This window comes from Escherichia sp. MOD1-EC5990, assembly GCF_002965285.1.
Lineage (GTDB): Bacteria > Pseudomonadota > Gammaproteobacteria > Enterobacterales > Enterobacteriaceae > Escherichia > Escherichia coli_F.
Window position 1 is genome coordinate 1 of sequence record NZ_PTRV01000018.1, and the last position, 17450, is coordinate 17450.

A 17450-nucleotide genomic window follows, 5' to 3' on the forward strand; every position below is an offset into this window, starting at 1 on the left:
CAGAAGTGAAACGCCGTAGCGCCGATGGTAGTGTGGGGTCTCCCCATGCGAGAGTAGGGAACTGCCAGGCATCAAATCAAGCAGAAGGCCATCCTGACGGATGGCCTTTTTGCGTTGGTGCAGAAAAAAAGGTCGGATGCGACGCTGGCGCGTCTGATCCAGACTACTCTTGCTTATCCGTCCTGATTTTGCATCCACTCCACCACAAAATCAGCCAGCCCCTCAACATCATTAATATCCAGTAATGTGGTATTAAGCTTAAGCGGCACATCACTGGCTACAGCAATAACATGTCTGTCTATCACTAATTCTTCCGGTCGATGTCCAGCCCCTTCACGAAAAAGCACAATCTTTGCGATCTCTTCATGCTTAAACCCTTCGACCAGAATCAAATCCAGCTTTGAGGTATCCATCCGGCTTGCGAGAAAATGTAGACCCAGCTCTTCTTCGTCTGGCGTTTCCGTCATCAAAGCCCATCGTTGCTGGCTGGCAACGATGGTTTGCGCCGCGCCAGCCTTGCGCAGTTCATAGCTATCTTTGCCTGGCTTATCAACATCCATATCATGATGCGTATGCTTAATCAGTCCCGGACGGATCCCTCTGGCGCATAATGCCGGGATCAGTTTTTTCAGCAGCGTAGTTTTTCCAGTGCCACTCCACGCGGCAAAGGCGAGTAGCGGTATCATTACTTTTCTTGCCATCGGGCAAGCTCCTCTGGCGTATTCACGTTCACAAATGCCTCTTTATGATCGCTGAAATCAACCGCATGACCGCCAGCCAGACGCATAAATGCCATTACCCGGCGTTCTCCTGCTTGCAGATATTCCAGTAATAAAGGCTCAATTGCGCGGTTTACCAGAGCAATAGTCGGGTGATCGCGTTCACCGTCGTGGACCCACACGACAGGCGCATCTTTGCGCTGATGATTAAGCCGGGCAGCTAAATCAGGGGGAATGTAAGGCGTATCGCATGGGCAAAACAAAAACCACTCCCCCGCTTCCTGCTGCATTACTGAAAGCATTCCTGCCAGAGGGCCTGGGTAATCCGCCAGTGTATCTTCAATCACTTTCAGACCGCTTGCCTGATAGATTTCCTGATGACGAGTAGCATTAACCACGACGTGAGAGAGCTGCGTCATAAGCGCGTCAGCGACATGTTGCCATAATGGTTTGCCGTTTAATTCAAGCAATCCTTTATCTACGCCGCCCATTCGTCTGGCTTTACCGCCCGCCAGCACAACGCCTGTTATCGTCGTCATCAGATTCACCGATATCGCCTCTTTTATTGTGGGATTGACCCTGCTAACGTGTCTGTCTCAAGAGTAAGGAGCATTACTATGAAATGTAAACGTCTGAATGAAGTTATTGAACTCCTCCAGCCAGCCTGGCAAAAAGAGCCAGACCTTAACCTGCTGCAATTTTTGCAGAAACTGGCGAAAGAGTCAGGTTTTGACGGCGAACTGGCGGATTTGACGGATGACATTCTGATCTATCACCTGAAAATGCGTGATTCCGCGAAAGATGCGGTGATCCCGGGTTTGCAGAAAGATTATGAAGAAGATTTCAAAACGGCGCTGTTACGCGCTCGCGGCGTAATTAAAGAGTAAAAGCTTGTAAGCGGTGCCACCAAAATCATCGTGAAATGATATCCTTCATCATTCGTAATGTTTTCCGGATGATGGGATGAACAACAGCGCTTTTACTTTCCAGACACTACACCCGGATACCATCATGGACGCTCTGTTTGAGCATGGGATCCGGGTGGATTCCGGTCTTACCCCGCTTAACAGCTATGAAAACCGTGTCTATCAATTTCAGGACGAAGATCGTCGACGTTTTGTCGTCAAATTTTATCGCCCTGAACGTTGGACAGCCGATCAAATCCTCGAAGAACATCAATTTGCGTTGCAGCTGGTTAACGATGAGGTTCCGGTCGCAGCGCCTGTGGCCTTTAACGGTCAGACTTTATTGAATCATCAGGGATTTTATTTCGCTGTTTTTCCAAGCGTCGGTGGTCGCCAGTTCGAAGCTGATAATATCGATCAGATGGAAGCTGTTGGGCGTTATTTAGGGCGTATGCACCAGACGGGGCGCAAACAGCTTTTTATCCATCGCCCGACCATCGGTCTGAATGAATATCTCATTGAGCCACGCAAGCTGTTTGAGGACGCTACACTGATACCTTCCGGGTTGAAAGCGGCATTCCTGAAAGCGACAGATGAGCTGATCGCCGCCGTTACAGCACATTGGCGGGAAGATTTCACCGTTCTGCGGCTACATGGAGACTGCCACGCCGGGAATATTCTCTGGCGTGATGGTCCAATGTTCGTTGATCTGGATGATGCACGTAATGGTCCAGCCGTTCAGGATTTGTGGATGTTGCTCAATGGCGATAAATCCGAGCAGCGGATGCAACTGGAAACTATTATTGAAGCTTATGAAGAATTTAGCGAGTTCGATACCGCTGAAATCGGACTGATTGAACCTTTACGCGCCATGCGTTTGGTTTATTATCTTGCCTGGCTAATGCGGCGTTGGGCTGATCCCGCGTTCCCGAAAAATTTCCCGTGGTTAACCGGGGAAGATTACTGGCTGCGACAGACGGCGACTTTTATAGAACAGGCAAAAGTTCTACAAGAACCCCCTTTGCAATTAACACCTATGTATTAATCGGAGAGAGTAGATCATGAAAAAGATTTGGCTGGCGCTGGCTGGTTTAGTTTTAGCGTTTAGCGCATCGGCGGCGCAGTATGAAGATGGTAAACAGTACACTACCCTGGAAAAACCGGTAGCTGGCGCGCCGCAAGTGCTGGAGTTTTTCTCTTTCTTCTGCCCGCACTGCTATCAGTTTGAAGAAGTTCTGCATATTTCTGATAACGTGAAGAAAAAACTGCCGGAAGGCGTGAAAATGACTAAATACCACGTCAACTTCATGGGCGGGGATCTGGGCAAAGAACTGACTCAGGCATGGGCAGTGGCGATGGCGCTGGGCGTGGAAGACAAAGTGACTGTTCCGCTGTTTGAAGGCGTACAGAAAACCCAGACCATTCGTTCTGCATCTGATATCCGCGATGTATTTATCAACGCAGGTATTAAAGGTGAAGAGTACGACGCGGCCTGGAACAGCTTCGTGGTGAAATCTCTGGTGGCTCAGCAGGAAAAAGCCGCAGCCGACGTGCAATTGCGTGGCGTTCCGGCGATGTTTGTTAACGGTAAATATCAGCTGAATCCGCAGGGTATGGATACCAGCAATATGGATGTTTTTGTTCAGCAGTATGCTGATACTGTGAAATATCTGTCCGAGAAAAAATAATTCAATGTAAATTACATAAAGCCCGTGAATATTCACGGGCTTTTTTTATTATTTAATAAATATAAATACATTCTGATAATGCGTCCTGCCGCTGGACATTATTTCAGCATAAGTGGATATTCAAAGTTTTGCTGTTTTATCAGGGAATATTTATATGATACGTAAGTCAGCTACAGGTATTATTGTTGCGTTAGCCGTAATCTGGGGTGGTGGCACATGGTACACAGGTACGCAAATTCAGCCTGGTGTCGAAAAGTTCATTAAAGATTTTAACGATGCTAAAAAGAAAGGTGAACATGCCTACGATATGACGTTAAGTTATAAAAACTTTGACAAAGGCTTTTTTAATTCTCATTTTCAAATGCAAATGACATTTGATAACGGTGCACCCGATCTCAATATCAAGCCAGGCCAGAAAGTTGCATTTGATGTGGATGTTGAGCACGGTCCGTTGCCCATCACAATGTTAATGCGTGGTAATGTCATCCCCGCACTGGCAGCGGCAAAAGTGAACTTAGTGAATAATGAACTGACACAACCGCTATTTATCGCCGCAAAAAATAAATCGCCCGTGGAAGCGACATTGCGATTCGCGTTTGGTGGCTCATTCTCCACGACATTAGATGTTGCCCCTGCAAAATATGGAAAGTTTTCTTTTGGTGAAGGCCAGTTTACTTTTAATGGTGATGGTAGCTCATTGTCTAACCTGGATATTGAAGGCAAAGTCGAAGATATTGTTCTGGAATTATCGCCATTGAACAAAGTAACGGCGAAAAGTTTTACCATTGATTCTCTGACGCGATTAGAAGAAAAGAAATTTCCGGTTGGCGAAAGCGAGTCGAAATTCAATCAGATTAACATTATCAATCAGGGAGAAGACGTTGCCCAAATCGATGCTTTCGTTGCAAAAACCAGGCTGGATCGCGTTAAAGACAAAGATTATATCAATGTCAATCTGACCTACGAACTTGATAAGTTAACAAAAGGGAATCAGCAACTCGGTAGTGGAGAGTGGTCCTTGATTGCGGAATCTATTGATCCCTCAGCGGTGCGCCAATTTATCATTCAGTATAACATTGCGATGCAGAAGCAGCTTGCTGCACACCCTGAGTTAGCAAACGATGAAGTTGCTCTGCAAGAAGTGAATGCTGCATTGTTCAAAGAGTATTTACCGTTATTACAAAAAAGTGAGCCGACCATTAAACAACCGGTAAGATGGAAGAACGCACTCGGCGAACTAAATGCCAATCTGGATATCAGTATTGCCGACCCAGCCAAATCTTCATCATCCACAAACAAAGATATTAAATCGCTCAATTTTGACGTGAAGTTACCGCTTAATGTTGTCACAGAAACCGCAAAACAGCTTAATTTATCTGAAGGCATGGATGCGGAAAAAGCGCAAAAGCAGGCTGATAAACAAATCAGCGGGATGATGACATTAGGTCAGATGTTTCAGTTAATCACGATTGACAACAATACCGCCTCGCTGCAACTGCGTTATACACCGGGTAAAGTTGTTTTTAACGGACAGGAAATGAGCGAAGAAGAATTTATGTCTCGTGCCGGACGTTTTGTTCATTAAAATACTCACTCGCCTCTGCTCATTCAGAGGCGAGTAAAACTTACTTATTCTGACGCTGTGATGACATCAACGACGTCAGAAGTCGGTCTTTTTCCTGCCACAGTGAGTTCAGCCATTGCTGAAAATGGCGCTTAAAGCTTTTGTCATTGATGTAGTCGCCATGTAAATCATCGGCAATAGGCTGTAAATCCACATGTACGACAATTCGCGTCAGTTTACCGCTTAACATATCGAAGAACGGCTGACGGTTATTGTCCGGATAACACAGCGTAACATTAAGCAGTTTATCGAATTGTTTACCCAGTACATTTAGCGCCATCGCAATGCCTGCCGCCTTTGGTGGCAACAAGTTTTGAAAAGTGGAGTGGGTTTGCTGATGTTTTTCTTGCGTGAAACGGGAGCCTTCAACGAAATTGACAATGGTGGTGGGGTGCAGGCGAAACTTTTCACAAGAACGCCGGGTGGTTTCAACATCTTTACCACGTCGTTCCGGATGACGTAATAAATAAGCGCGGGAATAACGCTTCATAAACGGCATATCCAGCGCCCAGCATGCCAGGCCAAGAAATGGCACCCAGGCAAGCTGCTGCTTGAGGAAATATTTATTCATCGGAATGTGCTTACGAAACAGCACGCACAGTACGACAATATCTGCCCAACTACGGTGGTTACAAATAAGCAGATACCAGTTCTTCTTACTTAACCCTTCCAGCCCGTGAACTTCCCATTGCAGGTGTGGGTTCAGATGCAGTAATACCGCCAGACTTTCACACCAGCAATACATCATAAAATCACAAAAACGCGAAACCTTTCGCCAAATGACTGGCACAGGTAGCAATAGTTTTACAATCCCGGCAATGATGATCGGGACGGAGCAAAAAATAGTGACCAAAATGGTCAATACGATACTCAGCAAAAGGGTTATCGCAGCGAGTATTCTCGTCATAATGAATTTATTCAAAAGGTTAGCCATAGACAGTGCGCTAAAGAAGCGCAAGGCGCCGATTTTAGCAGAAAACGCCCCAAATAACGGATGATCCTTAAGGAGAAAAATAATTCATATCTATCCACATTAGAAAAAATCCCATTATCACAATTATTAGGGATGGCTTTATATTTAACTGTATGAAAAGCAAAGACAAACATCATGCTGTAAAAAGCATGATAATAAATTAAAAGTGATGTAAATAATTTATGCACAAAGTTATCCACATGACGATTTGCGAGCGATCCAGAAGATCTACAAAAGATTTTCACGAAAAGCGGTGAAAAACTCATGTTTTCATCCTGTCTGTGGCATCCTTTACCCATAATCTGATAAACAGGCACGGACATTATGGTTCAGATCCCCCAAAATCCACTTATCCTTGTAGATGGTTCATCTTATCTTTATCGCGCATATCACGCGTTTCCCCCGCTGACTAACAGCGCAGGCGAGCCGACCGGTGCGATGTATGGTGTCCTCAACATGCTGCGCAGTCTAATCATGCAATATAAACCGACGCATGCAGCGGTGGTCTTTGACGCCAAGGGAAAAACCTTTCGTGATGAACTGTTTGAACATTACAAATCACATCGCCCGCCAATGCCGGACGATCTGCGAGCACAAATCGAACCTCTGCACGCGATGGTCAAAGCGATGGGACTGCCGCTGCTGGCGGTTTCTGGCGTAGAAGCGGACGACGTTATCGGTACTCTGGCGCGCGAAGCCGAAAAAGCCGGGCGTCCGGTGCTGATCAGCACTGGCGATAAAGATATGGCGCAGCTGGTGACGCCAAATATTACGCTTATCAATACCATGACGAATACCATCCTCGGACCGGAAGAGGTGGTGAATAAGTACGGCGTGCCGCCAGAACTGATCATCGATTTCCTGGCGCTGATGGGTGACTCCTCCGATAACATCCCTGGCGTACCGGGCGTTGGTGAAAAAACCGCGCAGGCATTGCTGCAAGGTCTTGGCGGACTGGATACGCTGTATGCCGAGCCAGAAAAAATTGCTGGGTTGAGCTTCCGTGGCGCGAAAACAATGGCAGCGAAGCTCGAGCAAAACAAAGAAGTTGCTTATCTCTCATACCAGCTGGCGACGATTAAAACCGACGTTGAACTGGAGCTGACCTGTGAACAACTGGAAGTGCAGCAACCGGCGGCGGAAGAGTTGTTGGGGCTGTTCAAAAAGTATGAGTTCAAACGCTGGACTGCTGATGTCGAAGCGGGCAAATGGTTACAGGCCAAAGGGGCAAAACCAGCCGCGAAGCCGCAGGAAACCAGTGTTGCAGACGACGCGCCAGAAGTGACGGCAACGGTGATTTCTTATGACAACTACGTCACCATCCTTGATGAAGAAACACTGAAAGCGTGGATTGCGAAGCTGGAAAAAGCGCCGGTATTTGCATTTGATACCGAAACCGACAGCCTCGATAACATCTCTGCTAACCTGGTCGGGCTTTCTTTTGCTATCGAGCCAGGCGTAGCGGCATATATTCCAGTTGCTCATGATTATCTTGATGCGCCCGATCAAATCTCTCGCGAGCGTGCACTCGAGTTGCTAAAACCGCTGCTGGAAGATGAAAAGGCGCTGAAGGTCGGGCAAAACCTGAAATACGATCGCGGTATTCTGGCGAACTACGGCATTGAACTACGTGGGATTGCGTTTGATACCATGCTGGAGTCCTACATTCTCAATAGCGTTGCCGGGCGTCACGATATGGACAGCCTCGCGGAACGTTGGTTGAAGCACAAAACCATCACTTTTGAAGAGATTGCCGGTAAAGGCAAAAATCAACTGACCTTTAACCAGATTGCCCTCGAAGAGGCCGGACGTTACGCCGCCGAAGATGCAGATGTCACCTTGCAGTTGCATCTGAAAATGTGGCCGGATCTGCAAAAACACAAAGGGCCGTTGAACGTCTTCGAGAATATCGAAATGCCTTTGGTGCCGGTGCTTTCACGCATTGAACGTAACGGTGTGAAGATCGATCCGAAAGTGCTTCATAATCATTCTGAAGAGCTCACTCTACGTCTGGCTGAGCTGGAAAAGAAAGCGCATGAAATTGCAGGTGAAGAATTTAACCTTTCTTCCACCAAGCAGTTACAAACCATTCTGTTTGAAAAACAGGGCATTAAACCGCTGAAGAAAACGCCGGGTGGTGCGCCGTCAACGTCGGAAGAGGTACTGGAAGAACTGGCGCTGGACTATCCGTTGCCAAAAGTGATTCTGGAGTATCGTGGTCTGGCGAAGCTGAAATCGACCTACACCGACAAGCTGCCGCTGATGATCAACCCGAAAACCGGGCGTGTACATACCTCTTATCACCAGGCAGTAACCGCAACGGGACGTTTATCGTCAACCGATCCTAACCTGCAAAACATTCCGGTGCGTAACGAAGAAGGTCGTCGTATCCGCCAGGCGTTTATTGCGCCAGAGGATTATGTGATTGTCTCGGCGGACTACTCGCAGATTGAACTGCGCATTATGGCGCATCTCTCGCGTGACAAAGGCTTGCTGACCGCATTCGCGGAAGGAAAAGATATCCACCGGGCTACGGCGGCAGAAGTGTTTGGTTTGCCACTGGAAACCGTCACCAGCGAGCAACGTCGTAGCGCGAAAGCGATCAACTTTGGTCTGATTTATGGCATGAGTGCTTTCGGTCTGGCGCGACAATTGAACATTCCACGTAAAGAAGCGCAGAAGTACATGGACCTTTACTTCGAACGCTACCCAGGCGTGCTGGAGTATATGGAGCGCACCCGTGCGCAGGCGAAAGAACAGGGCTACGTTGAAACGCTGGACGGACGCCGTCTGTATCTGCCGGATATCAAATCCAGCAATGGTGCTCGTCGTGCAGCGGCTGAACGTGCAGCCATTAACGCGCCAATGCAGGGAACCGCCGCCGACATTATCAAACGAGCGATGATTGCCGTTGATGCGTGGTTACAAGCTGAGCAACCGCGTGTGCGTATGATTATGCAGGTACACGATGAACTGGTATTTGAAGTTCATAAAGATGATGTCGATGCCGTCGCGAAACAGATTCATCAACTGATGGAAAACTGTACCCGTCTGGATGTGCCGTTGCTGGTGGAAGTGGGGAGTGGCGAAAACTGGGATCAGGCGCACTAAGATTCGCCTGAACATGCCCTTTTTTCGTAAGTAAGCAACATAAGCTGTCACGTTTTGTGATGGCTATTAGAAATTCCTATGCAACAACTGAAAAAAAATTACAAAAAATGCTTTCTGAACTGAACAAAAAAGAGTAAAGTTAGTCGCGTAGGGTACAGAGGTAAGATGTTCTATCTTTCAGACCTTTTACTTCACGTAATCGGATTTGGCTGAATATTTTAGCCGCCCCAGTCAGTAATGACTGGGGCGTTTTTTATTGGGCGAAAGAAAAGATCTGTAATGCCTGATGCGCCATGTTTATCAGGCCAACGGTAGAATCGTAATCTATTGAATTTACCGGCCGGATACGCCACATCCGGCACAAGCATTAAGGCAAGAAAATTATTCGCCGTCCTGCGTTTCTTCGACAGGCTGCATCTCGCTAAACCAGGTATCCAGTTTCTGCCGCAGCTTGTCCACGCCTTGCTTCTTCAGCGAAGAGAACGTTTCAACCTGCACATCACCGTTAAACGCCAGCACTGCTTCACGCACCATATTCAATTGTGCTTTACGTGCGCCGCTTGCCAGTTTGTCCGCTTTGGTCAGCAGCACCAGTACGGCGATATTACTGTCTACCGCCCACTCAATCATCTGCTGATCGAGGTCTTTCAACGGATGGCGAATATCCATGAGTACCACCAGGCCTTGCAGGCTCTGACGTTTTTCGAGGTATTCGCCGAGCGCGCGTTGCCATTTGCGCTTCATCTCTTCCGGGACTTCCGCGTAGCCATAGCCGGGCAGGTCAACCAGACGCTTGCCGTCAGCCACTTCAAACAGGTTGATAAGCTGGGTGCGCCCTGGGGTTTTTGAGGTCCGCGCCAGGCTTTTCTGGTTAGTCAGCGTGTTCAGCGCGCTGGATTTACCTGCGTTGGAACGGCCTGCAAAAGCCACTTCAATTCCGGTATCGGAAGGTAGGTGGCGAATATCAGGCGCACTCATCACAAAATGCGTCTGTTGATAATTCAAATTAGTCAAAGCGGTCGTCTCCGTCAGTCAAAGCTTTGCGGCGATTATACCTGAACCATAATAAAAGGCGGATTTTTCGGCGTGAGCGTTGTAAGTAAAAGCCATACGCTTTGTGAGACATTGCCGATAGTCTTTATGCGAAATAGCAGAGAAAATTCTGCGATGCATGTCAAATAAGCTATATAAATCAGTTAATTGCTTTTATATAAAACTCTGAAAATGTGCAAATACTGATGGCGGTTGATTGTTTGTTTAAAGCAAAGGCGTAAAGTAGCACCCATAGAGCGAGGACGCTAACAGGAACAATGACTCAGGATGAGGGTCAGGAGCGCCAGGAGGCGAAGACAGAGGATTGTCAGGAAGACAAACGTCCGGAGACGTAATTAAACGGAAATGGAATCAACACGGATTGTTCCGGCTAATGGAAAAACAGGGTGTGTTGGCGGCCTGCAAGGATTGTAAGACCCGTTAAGGGTTATGAGTCAGGAAAAAAGGCGACAGAGTAATCTGTCGCCTTTTTTCTTTGCTTGCTTTCTGTTAGATTCCGCCGCAAATCTATACTGAATAAAACGGCTAAAAGACGAACCATTATGAAACCATCATCTTCAAACTCACGCAGCAAAGGTCATGCAAAAGCGCGTCGAAAAACACGCGAGGAGCTGGATCAGGAAGCTCGTGACCGTAAGCGTCAGAAAAAACGTCGTGGTCATGCGCCGGGCAGCCGCGCAGCGGGCGGTAACACCACGTCAGGCAGCAAAGGCCAGAACGCACCGAAAGATCCACGTATTGGCAGTAAAACCCCTATTCCATTGGGCGTGACTGAAAAAGTCACCAAACAGCACAAACCGAAGAGTGAGAAACCTATGCTTTCACCGCAGGCGGAGTTGGAGTTACTGGAAACGGATGAGCGTCTGGATGCGCTGCTGGAACGTCTGGAGGCAGGCGAAACCCTGAGCGCCGAAGAGCAATCCTGGGTGGATGCCAAACTGGATCGTATTGATGAGTTGATGCAGAAACTCGGCCTCTCTTATGACGATGACGAAGAAGAGGAAGAAGACGAGAAGCAAGAAGACATGATGCGTCTGCTGCGGGGCAACTAACGGATTGCCGCCGTGGGCCTTCCCGTTCTGCTGATAACCCTTCCGGTTATATGTTATCTGGTGTGGTTATTCGTTAAACTACAGCGGTTGTCGCGGCGACAAAAGTGGCTGCGCAACCGGCTGATGACCCGAAACGGGCATCCGCCGGTACGCCGTAGCCGCCAGAGACGCCATCGGAAGGAGTGAGCATGTCTGTACAGCAAATCGACTGGGATCTGGCCCTGATCCAGAAATATAACTATTCCGGGCCACGATACACCTCGTACCCGACCGCGCTGGAGTTTTCAGAAGACTTCGGCGAACAGGCGTTTTTACAAGCCGTGGCGCGCTATCCTGAGCGTCCATTATCTCTCTACGTACATATTCCGTTCTGCCATAAGCTTTGTTACTTCTGCGGTTGCAATAAGATAGTGACTCGCCAGCAGCACAAGGCCGATCAGTATCTGGACGCACTGGAGCAAGAAATCGTCCATCGTGCACCGCTGTTCGCCGGGCGTCACATCAGCCAATTGCACTGGGGCGGAGGTACGCCGACGTATCTGAACAAAGCGCAAATCAGCCGACTGATGAAGTTGCTGCGCGAAAACTTCCAGTTCAATGCCGATGCGGAGATTTCGATCGAAGTCGATCCGCGGGAAATCGAACTGGATGTACTCGATCATTTACGCGCCGAAGGCTTTAATCGCCTGAGCATGGGCGTGCAGGACTTCAACAAAGAAGTGCAACGTCTGGTTAACCGCGAGCAGGATGAAGATTTCATCTTTGCACTGCTTAACCATGCGCGTGAGATTGGCTTTACCTCCACCAACATCGACCTGATTTACGGCCTGCCGAAACAGACGCCGGAGAGTTTCGCCTTTACCCTGAAACGCGTGGCGGAACTTAACCCCGATCGCCTGAGTGTCTTTAACTACGCGCATTTGCCGACCATTTTTGCTGCTCAGCGTAAAATCAAAGATGCTGACCTGCCGAGTCCGCAGCAAAAACTCGATATCCTGCAGGAAACCATCGCCTTCCTGACACAATCGGGCTATCAGTTTATCGGTATGGATCACTTTGCTCGCCCGGATGACGAGCTGGCGGTGGCCCAGCGTGAAGGCGTGCTGCATCGTAACTTCCAGGGCTACACCACTCAGGGCGATACCGATCTGCTGGGGATGGGCGTTTCCGCCATCAGCATGATTGGCGACTGCTACGCGCAGAACCAGAAAGAGTTGAAGCAGTACTATCAGCAAGTGGATGAACAAGGCAATGCGCTGTGGCGTGGTATTGCGCTAACGCGTGATGACTGTATTCGCCGCGATGTGATTAAGTCGCTCATCTGCAACTTCCGTCTGGATTACGCCCCCATTGAGCAACAGTGGGATTTGCACTTCGCTGATTACTTTGCAGAAGATCTCAAGCTGCTTGCCCCGTTAGCAAAAGATGGGCTGGTGGATGTGGATGAGAAGGGGATTCAGGTAACGGCGAAAGGTCGCCTGCTGATCCGCAACATTTGCATGTGCTTTGATACCTATCTGCGCCAGAAAGCGCGGATGCAGCAGTTCTCACGGGTGATTTAAATGGTGAATGGCGCTTCGTTTACAAAGTAGAAAACGAAAGCGCCATCAATGTGCTGAGAACAAGATTGCCTGATGCGCTGGTTAAGAAAACCTGTTGAAATTATTGCTTTTGTAGGCCGGATAAGGCGTTTACGCTGCATCCGGCATCTGAGCATGATGCCTGATGCGACGCTGGTCGCGTCTTATCAGGCCTACGACTTTCTCCGCATCCGGCATAAACAACGAGCTTCAGCTAAACAGCCCAATCATCGCAGCACACAGCACGGCAGCAACGGCAGTTTGCGGTGTGTGGCTGTCAACTGCGCCACTCGATACCAGATTAATTATTGATTCCAGCATAATGACTCTCCCCGTTTTCCGGGCAAGATCATACTGAACTTATCGGAACAGTAAAGCGCAAAATACCAGCAATTTGCGCTCAATAATCAATCTTTACACACAAGCCGTGAATCACTCCATCCCCAGCTCTTTTAACTTACGTGTCAGTGTGTTGCGACCCCAGCCAAGCAGCCGCGCCGCTTCCTGTTTATGCCCCTGCGTATGTCGCAACGCGGTCGTCAGTAACGTCCGCTCAAGCTCAGGCTGCGCTTCGGAAAGCAGGTTTTGATGACCGGAACGCAGCGCTCTGTCTGCCCACTGCGCTAACAGCGTTGCCCAACTGTCCGGCTGTAATTGCGAAGGGCTTTCCGCTACGGTTGATTCAAACAGTTCGCCAGGCAAATCCTGAATCAACACTTCCTGCCCGGCGGCCATCACCGTTAGCCAGCGACAGGTGTTTTCCAGCTGGCGTACGTTACCCGGCCACGCCAGACGCGTCAGCGCGGCTTCGGTTTCCGGATGCAGCAACTTCGCTTCTACGCCCAGTTCGCGCGCGGCAACCTGCAGGAAATGGCGCGCCAGGCGGGGAATATCTTCCCGACGCTCGCGCAATGGCGGCAGATGAACGCGGATAACGTTCAGGCGGTGGAACAAATCCTCACGGAACTTGCCTTCCTGTACCCGCTGTTCGAGATTCTGATGGGTCGCAGCGATAATCCGCACATCCACTTTCACCGGCGCATAGCCGCCAACGCGATAAAACTGACCGTCTGCCAGCACGCGCAGCAAACGCGTCTGTACATCGAGCGGCATATCGCCAATTTCATCGAGGAATAACGTGCCGCCATCGGCCTGTTCAAAACGCCCCTGACGAATAGTATTCGCGCCGGTAAACGCGCCTTTCTCGTGACCGAACAGTTCTGATTCGATCAAATCCTTCGGGATAGCCGCCATATTCAGCGCGATAAACGGCGCTTTGGCTCGAGGACTGTGGCGATGCAGGGCATGAGCGACCAGTTCTTTACCGGTGCCGGATTCGCCGTTAATCAGCACGCTAATAGAAGAACGTGAAAGCCGACCGATAATCCGGAACACGTCCTGCATGGCTGGCGCTTCGCCGATGATATCGGTCGTCGGGCCGTTAAGCTGAACATTACGCGGTTGCTGCTGTTCCTGATAATGGCTGATGGCGCGCTCAACCAGCGCCACGGCTTCGTCGATATCAAATGGTTTGGGCAGATAATCAAACGCCCCTTGTTGATAGGCGCTGACGGCAGCATCCAGATCGGAATGTGCGGTCATAATGATGACCGGAAGCATCGGATGGCGCTGTTTAATCTGCTTGAGCAGCGCAAGCCCGTCCATTCCCGGCATACGGATATCTGAAAGCAGCACATCCGGCGTTTTGCTCGCCAGCGCCTCCAGTACTTCCGCGCCGTTCTCAAATGTCGTACAGGTTAAACCCGCTCCAGCGAGCGCACGTTCAAGCACCCAACGGATGGAACTATCGTCATCGACTACCCAGACTATCCCTCGTTGCATAAACGTCACCTTTATTTCCTGATAGGCAGGTAAACCGAGAACTCGGTATGACCTGGCCAACTGGTAAATTCAATTTTGCCTGAATGCTGATCAATCAAATTACGGGCGATGGATAAGCCAAGCCCGGTGCCACCTTCGCGGCCGCTGACCATCGGGTAAAACAGCGTATCCTGCAAATGAGGCGGAATGCCTGGCCCGTTATCTTCCACATCAATCCGCGCCGCCAGCCGATAGCGCTCGCCGTGTAAGGTCAGTTGAAACGCGGTGCGGGTACGCAGAATGATTTCACCACCTTCCGGCCCCAGCGCCTGTAGCGCATTGCGCACAATATTCAGCAATACCTGTTCAATTTGATCCGGATCGTGCGCCAGTTCCGGCAGGCTGGGGTCGTAATCACGAATCAACCGCACGTTGTCCGGCAGTTCCATCGACACCAGCGTCACCACGCGTTCAGCCACTTTGTGAATACTTTCGGTAACGCGCGTACCGGGCAGTTGCGGCCCCAACAGACGGTCGACCAGATTTCGCAGCCGATCCGCCTGTTCAATAATCACTTTGGTATATTCCAGCAGTGACGGGTCAGGTAATGCTTTGCTGAGCAGCTGCGCTGCACCACGTAAACCGCCAAGCGGATTTTTAATCTCATGTGCCAGGCCGCGCACTAAATCACGGGCAGCAACCTGCTGGGCGTGCTGTAGCTGTTCCTGACTTAAGCGGCGCTGGTTATCCATCGGTGCCATCTCCAGCAGGATCATGCCGTCCGGCATACGCTGGGCCGTCACAGAAAGGATATGCGAGCGCCCGTCGATGACCAGCGTCACTTCGTTATCGGTAAAACCTTGCCCCGCCTCCAGACTTTCTTGCATCAGCTCGATATTTAATGAGAAGTAGCTCAACAGTTCCGGTAACGGTGTACCAAACAATTTGCGGGAGCTTTGGGCGAGCAGTTGTTGCGCGGCGGGGTTGGCGTAATGGATCGCCAGGTTGTCATCGATTAACAAAATACTGTTAATCAGCGAGTTGAGGATCTGCCCAGCATCGGGCTGCGTGCCTGTTGCCATAAAGCAGTCTCCTGAACAGGTTGCACCATTTTAGTGCATTATAGCTTTTTACGGATAAAAAGCGCGAAGCATCAAAGAAGTTACGGAGAAAAAAGCCCATGCAGAGATGGGCTGAAAGTTTCCACGGCAACTAAATCCCGGCCTTCTTTGCACCGGGTAGTACAACTTCAACTATTAGACGCTGTAGTACAGCTCAAACTCTACCGGATGCGGAGTCATACGCACGCGGTCATTTTCTTCGCGACGCAGAGCGATGTACGCATCAATGGCTTCGTCAGTGAACACGCCACCGGCTTTCAGGAACTCGCGGTCCAGATCCAGTTCGTTCAGTGCTTCTTCCAGAGAGCCTGCAACCTGTGGGATCTCTTTCGCTTCTTCTGGCGGCAGGTCATACAGGTTTTTGTCCATGGCTTCGCCTGGGTGGATCTTGTTCTTGATGCCATCAAGACCGGCCATCAGCAGGGCAGCAAAGCACAGGTACGGGTTAGCCGCTGGGTCCGGGAAACGGACTTCGATACGACGTGCTTTCGGAGAAGAAACCACCGGAATACGGATAGACGCAGAACGGTTGCGTGCAGAGTAAGCCAGCATTACCGGTGCTTCGTAGCCCGGGACCAGACGCTTATAAGAGTTGGTGGTCGGGTTTGCCAGGGCGTTAATCGCTTTAGCGTGTTTGATTACGCCGCCAATGTAGTACAGCGCCTGCTCAGACAGACCTGCGTATTTGTCGCCTGCGAACAGGTTAACGCCGTTTTTAGACAGCGACATGTGGCAGTGCATACCGGAGCCGTTATCACCGAACATCGGTTTTGGCATAAAGGTCGCGGTTTTACCGAAGCGGTGCGCCACGTTGTGCACAACATATTTGTAGATCTGAATTTCGTCAGCTTTTTTGGTCATGGTATTGAAGCGGGTAGCCACTTCGTTCTGACCAGCAGTCGCTACTTCGTGGTGATGGGCTTCAACCACCAGACCCATCTGTTCCATCACCAGACACATTTCAGAACGAATATCCTGAGCAGAGTCTACTGGTGGCACCGGGAAGTAACCGCCTTTCACTGCCGGACGGTGACCTTTGTTACCACCTTCGTATTGGGTGGAGGAGTTCCATGCGCCTTCGATATCGTCGATAGCAACGTGGGAACCGGAGATAGAAGATCCGAAACGGATGTCATCGAACAGGAAGAATTCAGGTTCTGGCCCGAACAGTACGGTGTCGGCAATGCCAGTAGAACGCAGGTAATCTTCAGCGCGCTTCGCGATGGAACGCGGGTCACGGTCATAGCCTTGCAGGGTGCCTGGTTCAAGGATATCGCAACGGATAATCAGGGTAGAATCGGCGAAGAACGGGTCAATCACTGCGGTGGATGCGTCTGGCATCAGCACCATGTCGGATTCGTTAATGCCTTTCCAGCCGCCAATCGAGGAGCCGTCAAACATTTTGCCTTCTTCGAAGAATTCAGCATTCACCTGATGAGCAGGGATAGTGACGTGCTGTTCTTTACCTTTGGTATCGGTGAAGCGCAAATCAACAAACTTCACTTCGTGCTCGTTCAGCATCGTCAGTACGTGTTCAGCGGACATACTTTAACTCTCCTGGATTGGTCATGGTCGTCGTGGTAACGAAATCTGCAATTATTTTGGCCGTGTCGCCGTAAAAAAGATAAAGCGAAAACTGTGCCAACTTTTAAATTGCCCCTAAAAGGCGTTATCATGCTTAACATCGTGCAAAAGGGCTGCACCATGATGTGAATGTTGCACCAATATAGTGCTTCAATGGAAACATTAAGCACCATATTGGTGCAATGACCTTTGGATAACCCTTTTTATGCTCCGTGAAAG

The 17450-nt window shown here is 49.6% G+C and carries 16 protein-coding genes and 1 pseudogene; 9 read left to right on the plus strand and 8 right to left on the minus strand.

Annotated elements, in window-relative coordinates; all coding sequences use genetic code 11:
- Positions 1-173: 173 nt before the first annotated feature.
- Both mobB and mobA read right to left on the minus strand, forming a co-directional pair.
- Positions 174-701, minus strand: coding sequence for a molybdopterin-guanine dinucleotide biosynthesis protein MobB (mobB, locus tag BEB42_RS18505; RefSeq protein WP_000101975.1), 528 nt, complete (start codon positions 699-701; stop codon positions 174-176).
- Positions 686-1267: a molybdenum cofactor guanylyltransferase MobA gene (gene mobA / locus BEB42_RS18510; protein ID WP_105267490.1), complete on the minus strand. Its 582-nt coding sequence runs from the start codon at positions 1265-1267 to the stop codon at positions 686-688. The genes mobB and mobA overlap by 16 nt, the downstream gene beginning before the upstream one ends.
- Positions 1268-1336: 69 nt before the next feature.
- Between mobA and BEB42_RS18515 the strand changes: the two genes are divergently transcribed.
- The 4 genes from BEB42_RS18515 (at position 1337) to BEB42_RS18530 (ending at position 4897) form a co-directional block, all read left to right on the plus strand.
- The gene (locus BEB42_RS18515) at positions 1337-1606 is read left to right on the plus strand and encodes a YihD family protein (protein ID WP_001295263.1); all 270 of its coding nucleotides are present in this window, start codon (positions 1337-1339) and stop codon (positions 1604-1606) included.
- A gap of 76 nt (positions 1607-1682) precedes the next feature.
- Positions 1683-2669 (plus strand): stress response kinase SrkA, encoded by a 987-nt coding sequence (srkA, locus tag BEB42_RS18520; RefSeq protein ID WP_001065499.1) that lies wholly within the window; start codon positions 1683-1685, stop codon positions 2667-2669.
- Between the two features lie 16 nt (positions 2670-2685).
- The gene (gene dsbA / locus BEB42_RS18525) at positions 2686-3312 is read left to right on the plus strand and encodes a thiol:disulfide interchange protein DsbA (protein WP_000725344.1); all 627 of its coding nucleotides are present in this window, start codon (positions 2686-2688) and stop codon (positions 3310-3312) included.
- A 154-nt stretch (positions 3313-3466) separates the two neighbouring features.
- On the plus strand, positions 3467-4897 hold the full coding sequence (locus tag BEB42_RS18530; RefSeq protein WP_001353707.1) for a YdgA family protein: 1431 nt from the start codon (positions 3467-3469) through the stop codon (positions 4895-4897).
- A gap of 40 nt (positions 4898-4937) precedes the next feature.
- Here the strand turns inward: BEB42_RS18530 and BEB42_RS18535 are convergent, their stop codons facing one another.
- Entirely contained in the window at positions 4938-5870 is a 933-nt protein-coding gene (locus BEB42_RS18535) for an acyltransferase (protein ID WP_001353708.1), read from the minus strand.
- A gap of 363 nt (positions 5871-6233) precedes the next feature.
- Here BEB42_RS18535 and polA point away from each other — a divergent pair, with 363 nt between their 5' ends.
- A complete protein-coding gene (polA, locus tag BEB42_RS18545; RefSeq protein WP_000250000.1) occupies positions 6234-9020 on the plus strand; it encodes a DNA polymerase I in 2787 nt (928 codons plus the stop codon).
- A 165-nt stretch (positions 9021-9185) separates the two neighbouring features.
- On the plus strand, positions 9186-9233 hold the full coding sequence (locus tag BEB42_RS27220) for a spot 42 RNA, inhibition of DNA synthesis (RefSeq protein WP_071892919.1): 48 nt from the start codon (positions 9186-9188) through the stop codon (positions 9231-9233).
- A gap of 168 nt (positions 9234-9401) precedes the next feature.
- On the opposite strand, the gene yihA is transcribed toward BEB42_RS27220, so the two are convergent.
- Positions 9402-10034, minus strand: coding sequence for a ribosome biogenesis GTP-binding protein YihA/YsxC (gene yihA / locus BEB42_RS18550; protein ID WP_000183349.1), 633 nt, complete (start codon positions 10032-10034; stop codon positions 9402-9404).
- Positions 10035-10330: 296 nt separating this feature from the next.
- Here yihA and BEB42_RS26785 point away from each other — a divergent pair.
- The 3 genes and pseudogenes from BEB42_RS26785 (at position 10331) to hemN (ending at position 12687) form a co-directional block, all read left to right on the plus strand.
- Positions 10331-10497: pseudogene (locus BEB42_RS26785) on the plus strand (hypothetical protein).
- Positions 10498-10615: 118 nt separating this feature from the next.
- On the plus strand, positions 10616-11125 hold the full coding sequence (yihI, locus tag BEB42_RS18555) for a Der GTPase-activating protein YihI (RefSeq protein WP_001295266.1): 510 nt from the start codon (positions 10616-10618) through the stop codon (positions 11123-11125).
- A 188-nt stretch (positions 11126-11313) separates the two neighbouring features.
- Entirely contained in the window at positions 11314-12687 is a 1374-nt protein-coding gene (hemN, locus tag BEB42_RS18560) for an oxygen-independent coproporphyrinogen III oxidase (protein ID WP_000116076.1), read from the plus strand.
- A 228-nt stretch (positions 12688-12915) separates the two neighbouring features.
- Here the strand turns inward: hemN and BEB42_RS18565 are convergent, their stop codons facing one another.
- The 4 genes from BEB42_RS18565 to glnA form a co-directional block, all read right to left on the minus strand.
- Positions 12916-13026, minus strand: a complete 111-nt coding sequence (locus tag BEB42_RS18565) for a YshB family small membrane protein (protein WP_000893994.1) — start codon at positions 13024-13026, stop codon at positions 12916-12918.
- Positions 13027-13137: 111 nt separating this feature from the next.
- Entirely contained in the window at positions 13138-14547 is a 1410-nt protein-coding gene (gene glnG / locus BEB42_RS18570) for a nitrogen regulation protein NR(I) (RefSeq protein WP_001353709.1), read from the minus strand.
- An 11-nt stretch (positions 14548-14558) separates the two neighbouring features.
- On the minus strand, positions 14559-15608 hold the full coding sequence (glnL, locus tag BEB42_RS18575; protein ID WP_000190577.1) for a nitrogen regulation protein NR(II): 1050 nt from the start codon (positions 15606-15608) through the stop codon (positions 14559-14561).
- Between the two features lie 174 nt (positions 15609-15782).
- On the minus strand, positions 15783-17192 hold the full coding sequence (gene glnA, locus BEB42_RS18580) for a glutamate--ammonia ligase (protein ID WP_001271718.1): 1410 nt from the start codon (positions 17190-17192) through the stop codon (positions 15783-15785).
- Between the last annotated feature and the right edge of the window lie 258 nt (positions 17193-17450).